This window comes from Polaromonas sp. (assembly GCF_029945925.1).
Lineage (GTDB): Bacteria > Pseudomonadota > Gammaproteobacteria > Burkholderiales > Burkholderiaceae_C > Polaromonas.
Genome location: NZ_JAQSDN010000044.1, coordinates 14,184 through 34,869, shown reverse-complemented (window position 1 = coordinate 34,869; position 20,686 = coordinate 14,184). Strand labels below are relative to the sequence as shown.

The 20,686-nt window shown below is 64.4% G+C and carries 17 protein-coding genes; 14 read left to right on the top strand and 3 right to left on the bottom strand.

The annotated features are described in order from the left end of the window. Nucleotides 1-54 precede the first annotated feature (54 nt). Both PSV40_RS15280 and PSV40_RS15275 read right to left on the bottom strand, forming a co-directional pair. Complete coding sequence (locus tag PSV40_RS15280) at nt 55-459, bottom strand: RNA-binding protein (protein WP_300539340.1); 405 nt, start codon at nt 457-459, stop codon at nt 55-57. 108 nt (nt 460-567) lie between these two features. Further along, a complete protein-coding gene (locus tag PSV40_RS15275) occupies nt 568-2,415 on the bottom strand; it encodes a M14 family metallopeptidase (RefSeq protein ID WP_300539337.1) in 1,848 nt (615 codons plus the stop codon). Nucleotides 2,416-2,604: 189 nt separating this feature from the next. Between PSV40_RS15275 and dusA the strand changes: the two genes are divergently transcribed. After that, complete coding sequence (gene dusA, locus PSV40_RS15270) at nt 2,605-3,636, top strand: tRNA dihydrouridine(20/20a) synthase DusA (protein ID WP_300539334.1); 1,032 nt, start codon at nt 2,605-2,607, stop codon at nt 3,634-3,636. Continuing rightward, on the top strand, nt 3,629-4,561 hold the full coding sequence (locus tag PSV40_RS15265; protein WP_300539332.1) for a DMT family transporter: 933 nt from the start codon (nt 3,629-3,631) through the stop codon (nt 4,559-4,561). Before dusA ends, PSV40_RS15265 begins: the two co-directional genes overlap by 8 nt. Here PSV40_RS15265 and PSV40_RS15260 read toward each other — a convergent pair. Then, entirely contained in the window at nt 4,533-5,168 is a 636-nt protein-coding gene (locus tag PSV40_RS15260; RefSeq protein WP_300539329.1) for a GntR family transcriptional regulator, read from the bottom strand. The two genes, PSV40_RS15265 and PSV40_RS15260, sit on opposite strands and share 29 nt — an antisense overlap. 141 nt (nt 5,169-5,309) lie before the next feature. Between PSV40_RS15260 and scpA the strand changes: the two genes are divergently transcribed. The 12 genes from scpA to PSV40_RS15200 all read left to right on the top strand — a co-directional run bounded on the left by scpA (nt 5,310) and on the right by PSV40_RS15200 (nt 20,547). After that, nucleotides 5,310-7,490, top strand: a complete 2,181-nt coding sequence (scpA, locus tag PSV40_RS15255) for a methylmalonyl-CoA mutase (RefSeq protein ID WP_300539326.1) — start codon at nt 5,310-5,312, stop codon at nt 7,488-7,490. A 64-nt stretch (nt 7,491-7,554) separates the two neighbouring features. Further along, nucleotides 7,555-7,821 carry a hypothetical protein gene (locus PSV40_RS15250; protein ID WP_366915026.1) on the top strand — a complete coding sequence of 89 codons (267 nt, stop codon included), beginning with the start codon at nt 7,555-7,557 and terminating at the stop codon, nt 7,819-7,821. Beyond that, nucleotides 7,799-8,221: a hypothetical protein gene (locus PSV40_RS15245; RefSeq protein ID WP_300539321.1), complete on the top strand. Its 423-nt coding sequence runs from the start codon at nt 7,799-7,801 to the stop codon at nt 8,219-8,221. The genes PSV40_RS15250 and PSV40_RS15245 overlap by 23 nt, the downstream gene beginning before the upstream one ends. 5 nt (nt 8,222-8,226) lie before the next feature. After that, complete coding sequence (gene meaB, locus PSV40_RS15240) at nt 8,227-9,267, top strand: methylmalonyl Co-A mutase-associated GTPase MeaB (protein ID WP_300539318.1); 1,041 nt, start codon at nt 8,227-8,229, stop codon at nt 9,265-9,267. Between the two features lie 54 nt (nt 9,268-9,321). Continuing rightward, nucleotides 9,322-10,854 carry an acyl-CoA carboxylase subunit beta gene (locus tag PSV40_RS15235; RefSeq protein WP_300539315.1) on the top strand — a complete coding sequence of 511 codons (1,533 nt, stop codon included), beginning with the start codon at nt 9,322-9,324 and terminating at the stop codon, nt 10,852-10,854. A gap of 117 nt (nt 10,855-10,971) precedes the next feature. Beyond that, on the top strand, nt 10,972-13,095 hold the full coding sequence (locus tag PSV40_RS15230) for an acetyl/propionyl/methylcrotonyl-CoA carboxylase subunit alpha (RefSeq protein WP_300539313.1): 2,124 nt from the start codon (nt 10,972-10,974) through the stop codon (nt 13,093-13,095). Further along, entirely contained in the window at nt 13,095-13,574 is a 480-nt protein-coding gene (locus PSV40_RS15225; RefSeq protein ID WP_300539311.1) for a VOC family protein, read from the top strand. Before PSV40_RS15230 ends, PSV40_RS15225 begins: the two co-directional genes overlap by 1 nt. Nucleotides 13,575-13,741: 167 nt before the next feature. Next, nucleotides 13,742-14,041, top strand: coding sequence for a hypothetical protein (locus PSV40_RS15220; RefSeq protein ID WP_300539308.1), 300 nt, complete (start codon nt 13,742-13,744; stop codon nt 14,039-14,041). A 7-nt stretch (nt 14,042-14,048) separates the two neighbouring features. Next, the gene (locus tag PSV40_RS15215) at nt 14,049-15,569 is read left to right on the top strand and encodes a methyl-accepting chemotaxis protein (RefSeq protein WP_300539305.1); all 1,521 of its coding nucleotides are present in this window, start codon (nt 14,049-14,051) and stop codon (nt 15,567-15,569) included. 127 nt (nt 15,570-15,696) lie between these two features. After that, entirely contained in the window at nt 15,697-17,529 is a 1,833-nt protein-coding gene (locus PSV40_RS15210) for an FAD-dependent oxidoreductase (protein WP_300539302.1), read from the top strand. Between the two features lie 118 nt (nt 17,530-17,647). Beyond that, on the top strand, nt 17,648-19,495 hold the full coding sequence (locus PSV40_RS15205) for a 2-oxoacid:acceptor oxidoreductase subunit alpha (RefSeq protein ID WP_300539300.1): 1,848 nt from the start codon (nt 17,648-17,650) through the stop codon (nt 19,493-19,495). Further along, nucleotides 19,492-20,547 carry a 2-oxoacid:ferredoxin oxidoreductase subunit beta gene (locus PSV40_RS15200; protein ID WP_300539297.1) on the top strand — a complete coding sequence of 352 codons (1,056 nt, stop codon included), beginning with the start codon at nt 19,492-19,494 and terminating at the stop codon, nt 20,545-20,547. Before PSV40_RS15205 ends, PSV40_RS15200 begins: the two co-directional genes overlap by 4 nt. The last annotated feature ends 139 nt before the right edge of the window (nt 20,548-20,686 follow it).

The following is a 20,686-nucleotide window of genomic DNA, read 5'->3' as shown; positions in this document are numbered from 1 at the left end:
TTATTTGCAAGCGCTGATAGCTATCTCTTTGATAGCAATCAAGGGCGGGCGGCCTTACTCCAGATCTTCCATCGCCAGCATGTGGTACTTCTGGGCATAGGAAAAAGGCTGCTTTCTCACCACGGTCATCACACGTTCTGTCTCCTTCTCGGAGGGCGCATGCACCATCAGGGCGTGCTGGCCCTGGCGGGCCAGGGTGACGTATTTCTGGACCGTGGCGCCTTCGGTGCCGACCGAGGGCAAGATCACATCTGACTCGCCATCGACCCGGCCGATCTCGCGCAGGATGGTGTCGGGCTCCAGCAGCATGACGGCTTCGCTGTCGAAGCCGCTTTCTTCCAGCTCACGCCCCGCCTGCTCGGCCTGGGCGCCCTCGGGAAACATGATGAAGGCATAACCTGTGGGGTAGAACACGCCAGTCAGGGTCAGCATCTTGGGGTGGAGGGCAAATGTTTTCATGGTGAATCCTTGGGCTGTGAATTCACCATTTGTGCACGCCAGCGGGACGCTGTCTGTAGGCCAGTTCGCACAAAGCGCGTGGCGCAGCGCCCCGGTAGGCGCGGCAGTTCAGGGCAGTTCTTCGGTCCGCAGCGTCGGCTCGGACATGACGCGGGCCGTGCTGGCCAGGCCGTCGAGCAGCTGGTTCGCAAAATAGCTGCTTTGTGTGTCCGGTTCCAGCGCGGCGATCACGAGGTTGGCCAGCGGCTGGTTCAAGGGCACGTAGTAACTGCCGGAGGGCGCGTCGATCACGCCGCGCACCAGCGCCACCTCGACCCTGGCGATCTGCCCGGCATCGGCAATGCTGCCGCGCACGTCCTGCCGCACCCCGGCCGAGCGCGCTGTCTCGCGATACAGGTCGCCCAGCATGGACGCCGGCTCGGCCACCCGCAGCACCTGCACGCCATGCAGGCGCAGCCGCTCCACGGCCGTTCGCGATCCTGCCGACAGCCAGTAGCCGCAGGGGCGCACGCGCGCCTTGATCTTGCGCAGCGTGAGTGCCGAGTTCCACTCAACCTTGAGGGTCTTGTCAGCGCCGGTGACCGGGTCCAGCATGACGAGTTCCTGCTGGGTGAGGGTGGGGCCGGCTTCGACGACCGCCTCTTCCTTGCAGGCCAGGGCGCTCATCTCTTTTTCGACATAGGGCTTCAGCTGGCCCAGTTCGCTGGCCCGCTGGGCGGTGCTGGCGAGCACGCTGGAGATCGCGGTGACATGGGTGTGCACACGGCGCTGGATGTGCAGCCGGCCCAGGCCCACGCCGCGGGTTTCAATCAGCAGACTGACCGCGTTTTTCAGGCCACTGACGTTGCGGCCGGTGTCGGGCTGCGTGCCGCCCATCGAGATGGTCTTGTCCGCCAGGTCCGTTGACGTGGTGTAGTACCACTCGGTGCTGAGCCCCTGCCCCTTGAGGGCGGCGACCAGCGGGCGGCGGAACCACTCTTCGGAGGCTTTGGTCAGGAACTCGGGGATGTTGGCGGTGGTCGCGTATTGCAGCAGGGCGTCGTACTTCTGCACCATGCCGAATTTCTGCAGAAAACGGCCCACCACGGTGTATTCGTGGGCATCGACCACCACTGTCGGGTGGTAGTCGCGCGCGAGCCGGGCCAGGGCCTGGGCTTCCGGCGTGTTGAGCAGCAGGTGATCGCGGTTCATGTCGAGACCGCCGGTGGTCACGCGTTTATTGTCCATTGAGCCGTCCGGGTTGGCGCGCGGCACGATGATGACATTGACACGATCGAGCACCGGCCGCAGCAGGCCTTGTGTGAGCTCGCGGGCCACGACCAGCAAGGCTTCGGTGCCGGCGGGTTCGTCGCCATGCTGCTGGCCAACCAGCAGCACGGTGGGGCGGTCCGAGGCCGTGATGGCGGCAGCGTCGGTGCCGGCGGCCCGCGTCAGCACCAGGGCTTCCAGGGTCTCGCCGCGTTGCGACTGGCCGATGGGCAGCACGGCGGCTTTCAGGCCTGGCGAACGCGAGGCCGCTGTGCTGAGCTCACGCAGCCAGGTCTGGATTTCCGCATTCGAGGTGAAGCTGCTGCGCCCTTCCTGCAGGCCGGGCGTGTTGTAGATGACAGATGGCGCCGGGAAGCGGGCCGCGACGGCGGCGCCGTAGGGAGCGGCGCTTGTCGATGGGGGGAGGCCCATCGCCGGGCGGTCGGGCACGGGCTGGACGACAACGGCGGGAAGGGGGGCGGGCGCTGGTGCCGCCACCACCCGCGGCGGGGCCGTGACCGTGCCGGCGGGCCCCGGCCAGGGCGGCAACGGCACCGAGGTACAGGCCGCCAGCGCCAGCAGCAGCGGCAGCAGAACGACGGCGCGTGGGCCGGTCCCGCGAGGGCGCAGGAAGAGGGGCGATGGGCGCGATTGTTCCGGGGGGCTGAGGGAACGGGTCATCCGCAGGGGCAGGTCGGTCTTGGTCATGGCTTGGTGTTGGGAAGGCCGGCGCAGGTGCGGCCCAGGCTGCCATTATCCGGCTTGCGCGCCCCTGCCGGTGTTGGTGCCCACCCTCTGTGCGCTCTGGTGCGGCATTTTTGCCACCCGTTCGCGGCGTCGGGCAGGCCCGCATGAGAAACTACGGCCTCCATGCCCCCTGAATCCGCTCCTTCCACCATGAATTCCGGTTCTTTTCCCGCACACCGCCTCAGCGTGGCCCCGATGATGGACTGGACCGACCGGCATTGCCGCTATTTTCACCGCCTGCTGTCACGCCATGCCTTGCTCTACAGCGAGATGGTGACCACCGGCGCGCTGGTGCATGGCGACGTGGCGCGGCACCTGCGCTTCAACGCCGAAGAGCATCCGGTGGCACTGCAGCTGGGCGGCAGCGAGCCGGCCGATCTGGCGCACTGCGCCCGGCTCGGTGAGCAATGGGGCTACGACGAAATCAACCTCAATTGCGGTTGCCCCAGCGAGCGTGTGCAGCGCGGTGCCTTCGGCGCCTGCCTGATGGCCGAACCGCAACTGGTGGCCGACTGCGTCAAGTCCATGGTGGACGTGGTGAAGGTACCCGTCACCGTCAAGCACCGCATTGGCATCGACAAGGGTGAAAGTTATGACTTCGTGCGCGACTTTGTCGGCGCGGTCAGCGAAGCCGGCTGCACGACCTTCATCGTGCATGCCCGCAATGCCTGGCTCAAGGGTTTGAGTCCGAAGGAAAACCGCGAGGTGCCGCCGCTGCGTTACGAACTCGTCTACCGCCTCAAGCGCGAGTTCCCCGAGCTCACCATCGTCATCAACGGCGGCATCACCACCGGGGAGCAGGTGGCGGCGCAACTGCGCGAACTCGACGGCGTGATGGTCGGTCGCGAGGCCTACCACAACCCCTGGTGGCTGGCCTCCTGGGATGAGGCCTTTTTCGGCGCGGCACCCAGCGAGGCGACCCGTGAATCCGTCGAGGCGCAGATGGCCGACTACATGGCCAGGGAGTTCGCCGCCCACGGCACGCCCTGGCCGACGATTGCCCGCCACATGCTGGGCCTGCGCCACGGCCTGCCGGGTGCGCGCCGCTGGCGCCAGGTCTGGAGCGACCACAAGCTGAAAAACCTGCACCCGCGCGAGGTGATGGCGCTGGCCCATGCGCCAGGTGCTGCGGGCGAAAGTGGTGAATCTTCATGGCAGGTTGCGGTAACGGCGAATGCCTGACGACGCGCAGCGCGAGACGCGCCAGGCGCTGCTGCTGCTGTGGCTGGTGCCGGCGCTCTGGGCCGTCAACTACATCGTGGCGCGCAAGGCGCCCGGCGTCATCGGGCCCTACATGCTGGCTTTGGGCCGCTGGGGCCTGGCTGCCCTGATCCTGGTGGTGATCACCCGGGCAGAGCTGTGGGAGCAACGGGCGGCGATCACGCGGGCCTGGCGGCAATACCTGGTGCTCGGCACCCTGGGCATGCTGATTTGCGGTGCCTGGGTGTATGAAGGGGCGCGCTCCACCGGGGCCATGAACATTGCGCTGATTTATTCGGCCTCGCCGGTGCTGATCGCCCTGGGGGCGATGTGGTGGCTGGGCGAGGGTTTCGGCGCGCGGCAGGCGGCCGGTGTGCTGCTGGCGCTGACAGGTGTCGTTCACGTGGTCGTCAAGGGGCGCTGGACGGCCCTGGCCGACGTGTCTTTTGTGGCAGGGGACGCCTGGATTCTGGCGGCCACGGTGTCCTGGGCCGCCTATGCGCTGCTGCAGAAAAGGTGGCCCAGTTCCCTGAGTGCGACGGCACGGCTGGCCGCGATCTGTATCGGCGGCACCTTGGTGCTGCTGCCTCCGGCCGTGTGGGAGGCAACGCGGCCCGGTGCCGACACCCTGGGCGGCCAGGCCTTGCTGCTGGTGGTGATGGCTTCGCTGATTCCGGGCGTGGGTGCCTACTGGATCTACGGCTGGGCGCAGAAAATCCTCGGGGCCAGCCGGGTGGCGGTGGCGCTGTACCTGGGCCCGCTCTACGCGGCGGGGGCTGCCTGGCTGCTCGGAGAGCCGCCGGGCTGGCACCATGCGGTGGGTGCGCTGCTGATCCTGCCGGGGGTGTTTGTGGTCACGCGGCCGATCAAACAGCCTGTCAAGCCGCCGCTTCCAACCCGTTCCTGAAGTGTTCGCGCATGCGCTGCACGGTGGCATCGGCATCGCGTGCGGCCAGCGCCGCCATGATGGCGCGGTGTTCGGCCAATGACTCTTCGATACGGCCGCTTTTGAGCAATGAGTTGTGGCGGTTGAGCTTCATGACCTTGCGCAGATCCGCCACCATCTGGTCGCGCCAACGGTTGTTGGCGATTTCCAGCAGCCGCATGTGGAAGGTTTCGTTGATCTGGAAAAACCGCTCGCGGTTGGCCACGGCTTTTTCGAGTTCGCGGTGCAGGGTTTGCAGCTCCTGCAGCTGGGCCTCGGTGGCCTGGGTCGCCACCACGCCCGCGGCATCGCTTTCCAGCAGGGACAGCAGGTGATAGACATCGGCCAGGTCGCGTTCGGACACCTCGGTCACGTAGGCGCCGCGCCTCACTTTCATGGTCACGAGTCCTTCGGTGGCCAGCACCTTGAGGGCTTCGCGCAGCGGCGTGCGGCTGATGCCGTATTCCTCGGCCAGCTTGAGCTCGTCGATCCAGCTGCCGGGCGCCAGTTCGCGGCTGAAAATGCGCTGGCGCAAAAGCTCCGCCACCTCTTCGTAAAGTGCGCGGGGGGTCAGTGAAACAGCGGCCATGGTCTTGTAAGGGTGTCGATTGCAGCCGAAGGGCCGGACAGCGCGATCTTATCCGAAACTAAATTTTGCATCAATAATTATAAATAATGTAAACTCGCCGCATCGACAGCTTGCCTGCCCAACCCCATCGAAGCACGCGCCATGAGCACCCCCAAACCTTCCTCCAGCCCTGAATTTGCCTCTGTCAGCCTGGAGGCCTGGGCCAAAGCGGCGGCCAAATCGGCGCCCGGCGGCGACGTCAACGCGCTGAACTGGCAGACCCCCGACGGCATCACCGTCAAACCGTTGTACACGGCCGATGACATCAAGGACCTGCCTTACACCGACACCCTGCCGGGTTTTGAGCCCTTTATCCGCGGCCCGCAGGCCACCATGTATGCGGTGCGGCCCTGGACCATCCGCCAGTACGCCGGGTTTTCAACAGCAGAAGAATCGAATGCCTTCTACCGCAAGGCCCTGGCAGCCGGCGGGCAGGGTGTCTCGGTCGCGTTCGACCTGGCCACGCACCGCGGCTACGACAGCGACCACCCGCGCGTCACCGGCGACGTCGGCAAGGCCGGCGTGGCGATCGACAGTGTCGAGGACATGAAAATCCTGTTCGACCAGATCCCGCTGGACCAGGTGTCGGTGTCCATGACCATGAACGGCGCGGTGTTGCCGGTGCTGGCCGGTTATGTGGTCGCTGCCGAAGAGCAGGGCGTGGCGCAGGACCAGCTCAGCGGCACCATCCAGAACGACATCCTCAAAGAGTTCATGGTGCGCAACACCTACATCTATCCGCCGGCGCCCAGCATACGCATCATCGGCGACATCATCGAGTACACGGCGAAACACATGCCGAAGTTCAACTCGATCAGCATCTCCGGTTACCACATGCAGGAAGCCGGGGCCAACCAGGCGCTGGAATTGGCGTTCACGCTGGCCGACGGCAAGGAGTATGTGAAGACGGCGATCGCCAAGGGTTTGGACGTCGATGGTTTTGCCGGGCGCCTGAGCTTTTTCTGGGCCATCGGCATGAACTTCTACCTTGAAGTGGCCAAGATGCGCGCCGCGCGCCTGCTCTGGTGCCGCATCATGAAGGCGTTCAACGCCAAAAGCCCCAAGAGCCTGATGCTGCGCACGCACTGCCAGACCAGCGGCTGGAGCCTGACCGAGCAGGACCCCTACAACAACGTGGTGCGCACCACCATCGAGGCCATGGCCGCGGTGTTCGGCGGCACGCAGAGCCTGCACACCAACAGTTTTGACGAAGCGATTGCCCTGCCCACGGAGTTTTCGTCGCGCATCGCGCGCAACACCCAGCTCATCATCCAGGAAGAAACCCACATTCCGAACGTGATCGACCCCTGGGCCGGCAGCTACATGATGGAAAAGCTGACCCAGGACATGGCCGACGCCGCTTGGGCCATCATTGAAGAGGTCGATGCCATGGGCGGCATGACCAAAGCCGTGGACAGCGGCTGGGCCAAGCTCAAGATCGAAGCGGCTGCGGCCGAAAAGCAGGCGCGCATCGACAGCGGCAAGGACGTCATCGTCGGTGTCAACAAGTACAAGCTCAAGACCGAGGATGCCATCGAAACCCGTGACATCGACAACGTCGCGGTGCGTGACGGCCAGATCACCCGACTGAAAGCCATACGCGCCAGCCGCGATGGCGCTGCGGTGCAGGCCGCGCTGGATGCCCTGACGGCCGCCGCTGAAAAGGGCGACGGCAACCTGCTCGATTTATGCATCCAGGCCATGCGCCTGCGCGCCACGGTGGGCGAGGTCAGCGATGCGCTCGAAAAAGTTTACGGGCGCCACCGCGCCGATACACAAAAGGTGACCGGTGTGTACGCAGCAGCTTATGACTCGGCCGAAGGCTGGGAAAACCTCAAGTCTGAAATCAATGCCTTTGCCGAAGCCCAGGGCCGGCGCCCGCGCGTGATGATTTCAAAATTGGGCCAGGACGGCCACGACCGCGGCGCCAAGGTAGTCGCCACGGCGTTTGCCGACCTCGGTTTCGACGTTGACATGGGGCCGCTGTTCCAGACACCCGAGGAATGCGCGCGCCAGGCGATTGAAAACGATGTACACGCGGTAGGCGTGTCGACGCTGGCGGCCGGCCACAAGACGCTGGTGCCGGCCATCATCGCCGAACTCAGGAAGCAGGGCGCCGACGACATCATCGTGTTTGTCGGCGGCGTGATTCCGCGCCAGGATTACGAGATGCTTTATGAAGCCGGCGTCAAGGGCATTTACGGCCCAGGCACACCGATTCCGGCCAGCGCCAAGGATGTGCTCGAACAGATCAAGGCATCTCTGGCCCCTTCCAAGGGTTGAGAGTGATGGTTGTGTTACAGTATTTTTGTAATACAAGGAAATTCATATGACTATTTCTGTTCGCATGGATCCCCTGCTCGAAAGAGAGCTTGAGCTCGCTGCCAAACGCCAAGGTTTGACCAAATCGCAATTTGTCATTGACGCCGTGGAGCGCGCGCTCGGGCGGCGCAATCCCTACGAGTTGATGCTGGCCTTGAAGGCAGAGGAAACGCAGGTGACTTACGGTGCTGGCAGTGCCGGGAGCGCCGAGCTTGCCTACGAGACCGAAAGCGCCAAGGCCGCGATCAAGGCAAAACTGAAAGCCAAGCATGGCCCTGGCAGCACTGGTTGATGCCGGGCCGCTGGTGGCCGTGTTTGGCGCGAGCCAGCCACAGGGCGCGCATTACCGAACGGTTTTCAAACAGGCCGCGGACGAGCAGTGGTCCCTTGCAACCACCTGGCCTTGTGTGGTCGAAGCCAGTTATCTGCTGGACGTGCCCCAGCGCTACACCTTGCTGCGCTGGGTGGCGGCGATGGGTATACGGGTCTTTCCATTTGCACAGGAGTCCCTGGAGCCCATGGTGGACCTGATGCGCAAATACACAGAAACCCCGCGCACGGAAATGGATCTGGCCGATGCTTCGCTGGTCTGGCTCGCCACGGACACTGACGTGACCCGCATCATGACGCTGGACGTACGCGACTTTTCCCGTTACCGGCTGCCTGATGGGCGCGGATTCGAGATTCTCTGAGCCTGATGCAAAACACCGCTGCCATGGTTGAATCCGTCGTTGGCGCCCAGGCGTTGCCGCAGCGCCGCGCCATCGCCAAAGCCATCACCCTGCTGGAGTCCACCCGCGCCGACCACCGTGCCCAGGGCGACGAGTTGCTGACCGCCCTGCTGCCGCACACCGGCAAGGCCTTCCGGCTCGGCATTTCGGGTGTTCCCGGCGTCGGCAAATCGACTTTTATCGAAGTGCTGGGCCTGTACCTGATTGCGCAGGGTCACCGCGTGGCGGTGCTCACCATCGACCCCTCGTCGAGCGTCTCGGGTGGCTCCATCCTTGGCGACAAGACGCGCATGGAGCAGCTCTCGGTGCACGAACGCGCCTACATCCGGCCCAGTCCCTCCAGCGGCACCCTGGGCGGTGTCGCTGAAAAAACCCGCGAAGCCATGCTGGTCTGCGAAGCGGCCGGTTATGACATCGTGATTGTCGAAACCGTGGGTGTGGGCCAGAGCGAAACCGCGGTGGCCAACATGACCGACATGTTTGTGCTGATGCAGCTGCCCAATGCCGGCGACGACCTGCAGGCGATCAAGAAGGGAGTGATGGAGCTGGCTGACCTGGTTGTCATCAACAAGGCCGACATCGACGCCGATGCCGCGATGCGCGCGCAGGCGCAGATCGCTTCGGCCATGCGCCTGTTCGGGCTGGTCAACAACGCGATGGGCCACGCGCAGGCCGCGGCCTACGACACCTACTGGCACCCGCAGGTGATCCAGCTCAGCGCGCTGCACAACAAGGGTGTTGATATTTTCTGGGCAGCGGTGACGCAGTTCAGGAACATACAGACCGCCAACGGCCGGCTGGCCGAGCGCCGCCGGCACCAGTCCCTGGCGTGGATGTGGGAGCGTATCGACGCCGGGCTCAAGCAGGCCTTCCGGCAGGACCCGGCGGTCAGCGCCTTGCTGCCTACCCTGGTGGCCGATGTCGAAAGCGGCCGCATCCCGGCCTCCACCGCAGCACGAAATCTGCTTTCAGCCCAATCAGGGCGGGCGCGAGCAGCTACCAAATAAATAGCATTCAGACAGTGATTCAAACATTGATTCAAAGGGCATAGAAAGCAAACCATGCAAGACATTCTTGAACAACTCGAAACAAAACGCGCCGCCGCCCGCCTGGGCGGTGGGCAGAAACGCATAGACGCCCAGCACGGCAAGGGCAAGCTCACGGCGCGCGAGCGGCTGGAGCTGCTGCTCGACGAAGGCACGTTTGAAGAATGGGACATGTTTGTCGAGCACCGCTGCACCGACTTCGGAATGGCTGACAACAAGATCCCCGGCGATGGCGTGGTGACCGGCTACGGCATGATCAACGGCCGCCTGGTGTTTGTCTTCAGCCAGGACTTCACGGTGTTCGGCGGCGCGCTCAGCGAAGCGCATGCCGAGAAAATTTGCAAGGTGATGGACCAGGCCATGAAGGTCGGTGCGCCGGTGATCGGCCTCAACGATTCCGGCGGCGCGCGTATCCAGGAAGGTGTGGCCTCGCTGGGCGGTTATGCCGACGTGTTCCAGCGCAACGTGATGGCCTCGGGCGTGGTACCGCAGATCAGCATGGTCATGGGCCCCTGCGCCGGCGGCGCGGTGTATTCGCCGGCCATGACCGACTTCATCTTCATGGTCAAGGACTCGAGCTACATGTTTGTCACCGGCCCCGAGGTCGTGAAAACCGTGACGCACGAAGAAGTGACGGCCGAGGAACTGGGCGGCGCCACCACCCACACCACACGCAGCGGCGTCGCCGACCTGGCCTTTGAAAACGATGTGGAAGCGTTGCTGATGCTGCGCCGGCTCTACAACTACCTGCCGCTGAACAACCGCGAAAAAGCGCCGATACGTCCCAGCGCCGACCCGGCCGCCCGCATGGACCTGAGCTTGGACACCCTGGTGCCCGAGAACCCGAACAAGCCTTATGACATGAAGGAGTTGATCACCAAGACAGTGGACGACGGCGACTTTTTCGAGCTCCAGCCCGAGTACGCGAAAAACATCATCATCGGTTTTGCCCGCATGGAAGGCCAGTCCGTCGGCATCGTGGCGAACCAGCCGCTGGTGCTGGCCGGTTGCCTGGACATCAAGAGCTCGATCAAAGCGGCGCGCTTCGTGCGTTTTTGCGATGCCTTCAACATACCGGTGATCACCTTTGTGGATGTGCCCGGCTTCATGCCCGGCACCAGCCAGGAATACGGCGGCATCATCAAACACGGCGCCAAGCTGCTGTACGCCTACGCCGAATGCACGGTTCCGAAAATCACCGTGATCACGCGCAAGGCCTACGGCGGTGCCTACGACGTGATGAGCTCCAAACACCTGCGCGGCGACGTCAACTTCGCCTGGCCGAATGCCGAGATCGCCGTGATGGGCGCCAAGGGGGCGGTGGAAATCATCTTCCGCGAAGACCGCAAGGACCCGGCCAAGTTGGCCGCGAAAGAAGCCGAGTACAAGGCGCGTTTTGCCAACCCCTTTGTGGCCGGCGCACGCGGCTTCATCGACGACGTGATCCTGCCGCACGAAACCCGCAAGCGCATCTGCCGTTCGCTGGTGATGCTCAAGGACAAGAAGATAGAGAACCCGTGGCGCAAGCACGGCAATATTCCATTATGAGTTCCCCCCTTCTCGGCTCACTCCGTGTAGCCGGATCCCCCCTCCGGGGCGGCGCCTGCGGCCCGGCAAAGCCGGTTCCGCGGCCCCCGCTTGAAAACCAGTCATGGAGCAACGCTTATGTTTGACAAAATACTGATCGCCAACCGGGGTGAAATCGCCTGCCGCGTCATCCTCACGGCCCGCAAGATGGGCATCCAGACCGTCGCGGTGTATTCCGACGCCGACAAGGACGCCCGCCATGTCGAGCTGGCCGACGAGGCCGTCAACATCGGGCCGGCGCCCAGCCGTGACAGCTATCTGCAGGCCGACAGGATCATTGCGGCGGCCAAACAGACCGGCGCGCAGGCGATTCACCCGGGCTACGGTTTCCTCAGCGAAAACGCCGGTTTCGCCAGGCGGGTGGAAGAAGAGGGTCTGGTGTTCATCGGCCCCAAACATTATTCGATTGCCGCGATGGGCGACAAGATCGAGTCGAAAAAACTGGCCGGTGCGGCGGGGGTCAACTGCATTCCCGGCGTCAATGACGCGATTGAGACCGCCGAGAAGGCGGTCGAGATTGCCAAGGGCATTGGTTACCCGGTGATGATCAAAGCCAGTGCCGGCGGCGGTGGCAAGGGCCTGCGTGTGGCCTTCAACGACAAGGAAGCGCTCGAAGGCTTTACCTCCTGCCGCAACGAAGCACGCAACAGCTTTGGCGACGACCGCGTGTTCATTGAGAAGTTTGTCGAGGAGCCGCGCCACATCGAGATCCAGCTGATCGGCGACAGCCACGGCAACGTGATTTACCTCAACGAGCGCGAATGCTCGATCCAGCGCCGTCACCAGAAGGTGATCGAGGAGGCGCCGTCGCCCTTCATCAGCGAGGCGACGCGAAAAGCCATGGGTGAGCAGGCTGTGGCGCTGGCCAAGGCCGTCAGGTACGAGTCGGCCGGCACTGTCGAGTTTGTGGTCGGCAAGGACCAGAGTTTTTACTTCCTCGAGATGAACACCCGCCTGCAGGTCGAGCACCCGGTGACCGAATGCATCACCGGCCTGGACCTGGTCGAGCTGATGATTCGCGTGGCGGCCGGCGAAAAGCTGCCGCTGGCGCAAAAGGATGTTCAGCGCAAGGGCTGGGCCATCGAGTGCCGCATCAACGCCGAAGACCCGTTCCGCAATTTCCTGCCGTCCACCGGCCGGCTGGTGCGTTTCCAGCCGCCCAGGGAAACCATGTTTGCGGCGGGGGAGCCCTCACCCCAGCCCTCTCCCAAGGGGAGAGGGAGTGAATCGCCCCCTCACCCTCTGGGAGAGGGCAGGGGTGAGGGTGGCTTCTACGGCGTGCGGGTCGACACCGGCGTGCAGGACGGCGGTGAGATCCCGATGTTTTACGACTCGATGATTGCCAAGCTCATTGTTCACGGCACCGACCGCCTTGACGCGATTGCCAAGATGCGCGAGGCCCTGAACAGCTTTGTGATTCGGGGCGTGTCCAGCAACATCCCGTTCCAGGCGGCGCTGCTGGCACATCCGAAGTTTGTCGCCGGCGACTTCAACACCGGCTTCATCGCCGAAAACTACGCCCAGGGTTTCCGCGCCGAAGACGTGCCGCATGACGACGCCGGTTTTCTGGTGGCGCTGGCTGCCTACGTGAACCGCCGCCTGCTGGGCCGCGCCGCGGGCATCAGCGGCCAGTTGCCGGGGCACGGGGTGACGGTGGCTGAAGAGTTTGTGGTCATTGGCCTGGGCGAGGCTGGAAAAAACATCCACGAAGCGGTGACGGTGCGGGATTACCAAGCCAAATCAGGCTCCAGCCGAATAGAGACGGGCGCTGGCAGCTATGAAATATGTAGCAGCTGGCACTTGGGCGGTGCGCGCATACGCGGCACCGTCAACGGCCAGCCCTTTGCCGCCCAGGTCGAGCGCGGTGTCGGCCGCAATCCGCTGGCCATTCGCATTGCGCACAACGGCACCCGGCTGGACACGCTGGTGCTGTCGCCGCGTGCCGCCCAGCTGCACGCCCTGATGCCCTACAAGGCGCCGCCGGACATGAGCCGCTTTGTGCTCTCGCCCATGCCCGGCCTGCTGGTCGAGGTGGCGGTACAGCCCGGCCAGAAGGTGCAGGCCGGCGAACGCGTGGCGGTGATCGAGGCCATGAAGATGGAAAACGTGCTGTTTGCCACCGCCGACGGCGTCGTCGGCAAGGTGCTGGCCGGCAAAGGCGAGTCTTTGTCCGTGGATCAGCCGATTGTGGAGTTTGTCTGATGTCCCGCCCATTCAAGGTGCTGGGTATCCAGCAAATCGCGATTGGCGGCACCGACAAGCAGCGCCTGCAAAAACTCTGGGTCGAGATGCTGGGCCTGGAAGTCACCGGAACCTTCCGCAGTGAGCGCGAGAACGTCGATGAAGACATCTGCGCCATCGGCAGCGGGCCGTTCAAGGTCGAGGTGGACCTGATGCAGCCGCTGGATCCGGACAAAAAACCGGCCGTGCACACGACGCCCTTGAACCATGTCGGCCTGTGGATCGACGACCTGCCCAAGGCAGTGGCCTGGCTCACGGCACAGGGCGTGCGGTTTGCGCCGGGCGGCATCCGCCGGGGCGCTGCCGGGTTTGATATCTGCTTCTTGCACCCCAAGGCCAATGAGGAATTCCCCATTTCCGGCGAAGGCGTGCTGATTGAAATGGTGCAGGCCCCGCCCGAGGTGGTTCAGGCCTTTGCCCGGCTTGCCGGGGCGTCCTGAGCTGCCGGCGGATGGGACGATAGGAGGCCGCTCAAGGCTTCCGGTCAGCGGGCGCGGCCCTGAGGGGCCAATGCCTGCCCTGAAATGAGCGCACTTGTGCCTTCTTTTTCGGGATTGGCTTTTCCGGCATTGCCTTAGTCTCTGGTAAGTCCACTCAGGAGCTTGCCATGCAATTCAAGGATCTAAGCGTCAGCCTGCCCGCGGCAGCGGCCGGTTTCCTCTGGCCGGCATCAGGCTGCCGCCCCGGAAGTGCACCACCCGACCTGTTGCGGGCATTTGTCCTGCGCATGGCCAGCCATGGCGAATGGATCAGCAGCGCCATGATGTGCTGCGACCACCGTTACGCCTTGCAGCAACTGGCCTGCGCCCATTGCACCAATGACGACACGCTGCGCGCGATGGCCATGGCGCTGTTTCGCGATTTCGAGAACCGCCCGCCCGGGCGCGTCCAGCCATTCAATGATTGAGATTCCCATGACGCGAGTTTTCATGCGGCCCGGCCTGTGGCTGATGCGGCGCCTGCGACTTGCAGGCAAATGCCTGCTGCTGGCGGCCGTATCGATGGCGTTGCCGGTTGCGGTGCTGAGCCAGTACCTGATCGCCCGGCCCGGCGGTGCCGGCGCAGCGCTGATGGCCTGGCTGGCCGGTGCCTGCCTGCTGCTGTCTGCCTATGCCCTGACAGCCTTCTACCGCAGCCTGGTGGATGACTTGGGGCAGGTGGTACAGGCCATGGACCAGGTGGTCCGGGGCGATTTGCGCGTGGCGCTGACGGCGCGCAGCCGTGATGAACTGGGCCAATTGGCCCGGGCCATGGCCAGCATCGGGTCGACGGTTTCCGCCATGGTGGCCAATGTGCGCAGTAACGCCGCTTTTGTGGCCTATTCGGGCCGGAGCCTGGCCGGCGGCAACCGCGAGCTGTCGGACCGTACCGAGCAGCAGGCGGCCAGCCTGGAGCAGACGGCTGCCAGTGTTGCCCAGCTGTCTTCCACCGTACAGAACAATGCCCAGGCGGCCGGCCAGGCCAGCAGCCAGGCGGCCGGCGTCCGGGACCTGGCCGACCAGGGCGCGTCCACCATGGCCCAGGCGATCGAGGCGGTGGAGGCTGTGCAGGGCAGCGCCAAGCGCATGGGCGACATCGTGGGGGTGATTGACGGGCTGGCGTTCCAGACCAACATCCTGGCGCTCAATGCGGCGGTGGAGGCAGCCCGCGCCGGGGAGTCGGGCCGGGGGTTTGCCGTGGTTGCCAGCGAAGTACGTTCCCTGGCGCAGCGTTCGGCCGATTCGGCCCGCGAAATCCGCCAGCTGATCGGGGTGTCCTCGGGGCAGGTGGCGGCCAGTGCGGAAAAAATCCGGGCGGCAGGCGCGAACATGACCGAAATCGTCTCGGGCATCCGGGATGTCGCGGCTAACATGTCGCAGATATCGGCCTCCAGTGCCGAGCAGAGTACCGGGCTGACCGAAATCACCTCGGCCGTGCACCAGCTCGACGAAATCACCCAGAGCAATGCCCGGATGGTGGGACGCGCGGTTACGCAGGCGGGCAACCTGGAGGCGCGGGCCGGCACGCTGGTGCAGTCGGTGGCGTCTTTCAAGCTGCAGCAGGGGTCGGCCGAAGAAGCGGTGGCGCTTGTGGCGCGTGCCGTGGCGCACCGCCAGCGCACCTCGCGCGACGCCTTCCTGCGCGACCTGACCCTGCCCGCCCGGGGGTTTCACGACCGCGACATGTATGTTTTTGCGCTCGACAGCCAGGGCACCTACCTGGCCTTCGGCGGCAACCCGTCCAAGATTGGCACACGGGTGCAGGACATCCCCGGCATCGATGGCGGGCAATTGCTCCAGTCCATCATCGACCAGGCCAGCCACGAGCCGGGTTGGGTGGAGTACGGCATCACCAACCCGACCACGGGCAAGGTCCAGGCCAAGATGTCTTTTGTGCAACAGGTGGATGATGTGTTTGTGGGCTGCGGTGTCTACAAAAACCTGGTGGCGGGCTGATGCCGCCACAACGGGACTGAGGAAGGGACTGAGGGATTCACCCGAGAGCGCTGTCAGCCGGGCCGGGCGTAAACTGGTCCGGCCTCCTGACCCGGTGGTGTTGCAGCGGGGCGAAGGAGACAGCGTTTTGCAGCCAACCAACGTAGCCCATCCGTCCTACTTCCACAAGGTCGTCGATTGCCAATGGGCCTGTCCCGCCCACACCCCCGTTCCTGAGTACATACGCCTGATCGGCCAGGGCCGTTACACCGACGCCTACATGGTCAACTGGGTGTCCAATGTGTTTCCCGGCATTCTGGGCCGCACCTGCGACCGGCCCTGCGAGCCGGCCTGCCGCAGGGGCCGCGTTGAGGAAAACAATGGCGAACACCCGGAACCGGTGGCCATCTGCCGGCTCAAGCGTGTAGCCGCCGACATGAAAAACGATGTCCGCCAGCGCATGCCCCCACTCGCGCCCAAAAACGGCAAGCGCATTGCCTGCATCGGTGCCGGCCCGGCCTCGCTGACGGTGGCGCGTGACCTGGCGCCGCTCGGTTACGAGGTCACGGTGTTCGACGGCGAAGCGAAGGCCGGTGGATTCATCCGCACCCAGATCCCGCGCTTTCGCCTGCCCGAGTCGGTGATCGACGAGGAAACCGGCTACATCCTGGACCTGGGCGTGAACTTCAAGAGCGGCCAGCGCATCACCTCCATGAAAGATTTGCTGGCGCAGGACTACGATGCGGTGTTCGTCGGCTGCGGCGCGCCGCGCGGGCGAGACCTGGACCTGCCGGGCCGCAGCGAGATCACGGAGAACATCCACATCGGCATCGACTGGCTGGCCTCGGTGTCCTTCGGCCACATCACCACGATTGGACAACGCGTGATTGTGCTGGGCGGCGGCAACACGGCCATGGACTGCTGCCGTTCGGCCAGGCGCCTGGGCGGCACCGACGTGAAGGTGATTGTGCGCAGCGGCTTCGACGAAATGAAGGCGTCGCCCTGGGAGAAGGAAGACGCCCAGCACGAGGGCATTCCCATCATCAACTTCCACGTGCCCAAGTCTTTTGAACACCGACAGGGCAAGCTCGCCGGCATGACTTTTGAAGTGGTCCAGGCGGTGTATGACGGCAACGGCAAGCGCAGCCTGGTGCCGACCGGCGCGCCGGACGTGCTGGTCGAATGCGACGCGGTGCTGATTGCCGTGGGCCAGGAAAACGCCTTTCCCTGGATAGAGCGCGACTGCGGCATCACCTTCGACAAGTGGGGGCTGCCGGTGCTGGGCAAGGAGACCTTCCAGTCCACCGTGCCCCATGTTTTTTTCGGCGGCGACTCGGCCTTTGGCCCGAAAAACATCATCACGGCGGTGGCGCACGGGCATGAGGCGGCGGTGTCGATCGACCGCTTTCTGAACGGCGAGGACATCCGCCGCCGGCCCGACCCGATGACCAATTTGATGTCCACCAAGATGGGCATCCATGAGTGGAGTTACGACAACGACACCTCCAACGATGCCCGTTTCAAGGTGCCCTGGGCCAAGGCGGAAATTGCGCTGGCCAGCATACGTGTCGAGGTGGAACTCGGTTTCGACGCCGCAACGGCCTTCAAGGAAGCCGGGCGCTGCCTGAACTGCGATGTGCAGACGGTTTTCTCTGCGCCGGCCTGCATCGAATGCGACGCCTGTGTCGACATCTGCCCGATGGACTGCATCAGCTTCACCGCCAATGGCGACGAGGCCGACCTGCGCACGCGGCTGAAGGCACCGGCATTGAACCTGGCGCAGGACCTCTATGTGTCCGGCGAACTCAAGACTGGCCGCGTGATGGTCAAGGACGAGGATGTCTGCCTGCACTGCGGCCTGTGTGCCGAGCGCTGCCCGACCGGGGCCTGGGACATGCAGAAATTTTTGCTGCAGACCACGCAGGCCGGGCCGTCCTGCCGCGATGCCAACAAGGCTGCCACCCGAGTGGGGGTCGCATGACAAAGACATCTTGTTCCCTCTCCCTCCGGGAGAGGGCCAGGGTGAGGGTATCGCGCCGTCCTGGCGGCCCTCACCCCGACCCTCTCCCATGGGGAGAGGGAGAAAACGGAGCTGCGCAATGAAAAAGATTGAAGCCGTCAACGACTTTGTGATCAAGTTCGCCAACGTCAACGGCTCAGGCTCGGCCTCGGCCAACGAGCTGTTTGCCAAGGCCATTTTGCGGATGGGCGTGCCGGTGAGCCCGCGCAATATTTTCCCCAGCAACATCCAGGGCTTGCCGACCTGGTACGAGGCGCGTGTGAGCGACAAGGGCTACCAGGGCCGGCGCGGCGGCGTCGACATGATGGTGGCCATGAACCCGCAGACCTGGGACGCGGATGTGGCCGAGCTGGAACCGGGCGGCTACCTGTTTTACGACAGCACGCGGGCCCTGCCGGCGTCCAGCTTCCGCGACGACATCCACGTCATCGGCATGCCGCTGACCGAGATCTGCAACGCGGTCTACAGCGACCCGCGCCAGCGCCAGCTGTTCAAGAACATCGTGTATGTGGGCGCGCTGTCGGTGCTGCTGGAGATCGAGCCCGAGGTGCTCGAAAAACTGTTCGGCGAGCAGTACAAGGGCAAGGAAAAGCTGCTCGCCTCCAATGTGCAGGCCCTGCACCTGGGCCGGGACTTCGCCGGCGAGCACCTGCAGGCGCCGCTGGGCATACGCGTGCAGCGCCGCGACAGGGTTGGCAACAGGATTTTTGTCGACGGCAACAGCGCCGCGGCGCTGGGCTGCGTTTATGGCGGCGCCACCGTGGCCGCCTGGTACCCGATCACACCCTCGTCGTCGGTGGCCGAAGCCTTCCAGTCCTATTGCGCCAAATACCGGGTGGACCCCGAGACCGGCCGGCACAACTACGCCGTGGTTCAGGCCGAAGACGAAATTGCCTCCATCGGCATGGTGGTGGGCGCCGGCTGGAACGGGGCGCGCGCCTTCACCGCCACCTCGGGGCCGGGCGTGTCGCTGATGACCGAGTTCCTCGGGCTGGCCTACTTTGCCGAGATTCCCGTCACCATCATCAATGTGCAGCGCGGCGGGCCGTCCACCGGCATGCCGACGCGCACCCAGCAGGCCGACCTGATCTCCTGCGCTTACGCCTCGCACGGCGACACCAAACATGTGCTGCTGCTGCCGGAAGACCCGCACGAATGTTTTGAACATGCCGCGGCGGCGCTGGACTTGGCCGACCGGCTGCAGACGCCGGTGTTTGTGATGACCGACCTGGACATCGGCATGAACCAGCGCCTGTGCGAACCCTTTGCCTGGGACGACAGCCGCAGCTACGACCGCGGCAAGGTGATGACGGCCGAGGAGCTGGAGGCGGGCAAGGACTTCGGCCGTTACAAGGACGTCGATGGCGACGGTATCCCCTGGCGCACCCTGCCGGGCACGCACCCCAGCAAGGGCAGCTATTTCACGCGCGGCACGACGCGCAATGCCTATGCGCAGTATTCCGAGCGCGGCCCGGACTACATCTACAACGTGCAGCGCCTGCTGAAAAAGTTCGAGACCGCGGCCACGCTGGTGCCGCAGCCGGTGCTGCGGCCCGCCACGCATCCGACCCGGCTGGGCGTGATTTATTTCGGCTCCACCAGCCCGGCCATGAACGAGGCGCTCGATGTGTTGACCGAGGCCGGCATCCACATCGATGCGCTGCGCCTGCGGGCCTTTCCGTTTCCTGCGCTGGTCGCGCAGTTCATCGCTGCGCATGACAAGGTGTTTGTGGTCGAGCAGAACCGCGATGCACAAATGCATTGCCTGCTGGTCAACGAGCTTGACATCGATCCGGCGCGCCTGGTGCGTGTGCTGCATTACGACGGCACGCCGATCACCGCGCGTTTCATCACCGGGGCCATTTCGCAGAAGGTGCAGGCCGGGGCAGAGACCTCACAGCCGCAAGGCAAGGAGCGTGCGACATGACATATCTGGCCAAACCGCGGCTGCATCATCCTTCGCTGACCGTCAACAAGGTCGGCTACACCCGGCGTGACTACGAAGGCAAGATTTCCACGCTGTGCGCCGGTTGCGGGCACGATTCGATCTCGGCGGCCATCATCCAGGCCTGCTGGGAGCTCGACATCGAGCCGCATCGCGTCGCCAAACTCTCGGGCATAGGCTGCAGCTCCAAGACGCCGGACTATTTCCTGGGCGCCTCCCATGGCTTCAACACCGTGCATGGCCGCATGCCCTCGGTGCTGACCGGCGCCAACCTGGCCAACCGCGACCTGCTGTACCTCGGTGTCTCGGGGGACGGCGATTCGGCGTCGATTGGCCTGGGCCAGTTCGCCCACGCAATGCGGCGCGGCGTCAACATGGTCTACCTGGTGGAGAACAACGGCGTGTACGGCCTGACCAAGGGGCAGTTTTCGGCGACGGCCGACCAGGGCTCCAAAAGCAAGAAAGGCGTGGTCAACAGTGACAACCCGCTGGACCTGGTAGCCCTCGCGCTGCAACTGGGCGCCACCTATGTGGCACGCGGGTTTTCGGGCGACAAGGCGCAACTGGTGCCGCTGATCAAGGGGGCCATCGGTCATGGCGGTGCCGCCTTCATCGACATCATCAGTCCCTGCGTGGCCTTCAACAACCATGCCGGCAGCACCAAAAGTTACGACTACGTGCGCGAGCACAACGAAGCTGTCAGCCGCATCGACTTCATCAGCGCGCGCGAGGAAATCACCACCCGTTATGCGCCCGGCGAAGTGATCGACGTGGTGCAGCACGACGGCTCCAGCCTGCGTTTTCGCAAGTTGCACGCCGACTACGACCCCACCGATCGTTATGCGGCCCTGAGTTACATGAATGCGCACCAGGCGCGTGGCGAAGTCGTGACCGGGCTGCTGTATGTCGACCCGCTGGCGACCGACCTGCATGTGGCGCTCAACACCAGCGATACTGCGCTGAACAAGCTGGACGCTGCGGCCCTGTGCCCGGGGGCGCGTGTGCTGGAAAAGGTCAATTCATCCCTGCGGTAGGGCCTGTTCACACTATTTATGCAAGATGCGTTGCGAGTCAAAAAGGCCATGCGCGAGGCGCAAAATGCAGCCGGGCTGGCGCCCGGCAAGGCTTTGCAACGCTGCGCATGGCCTTTTTGGCCGCAACCCGGAGGGAACG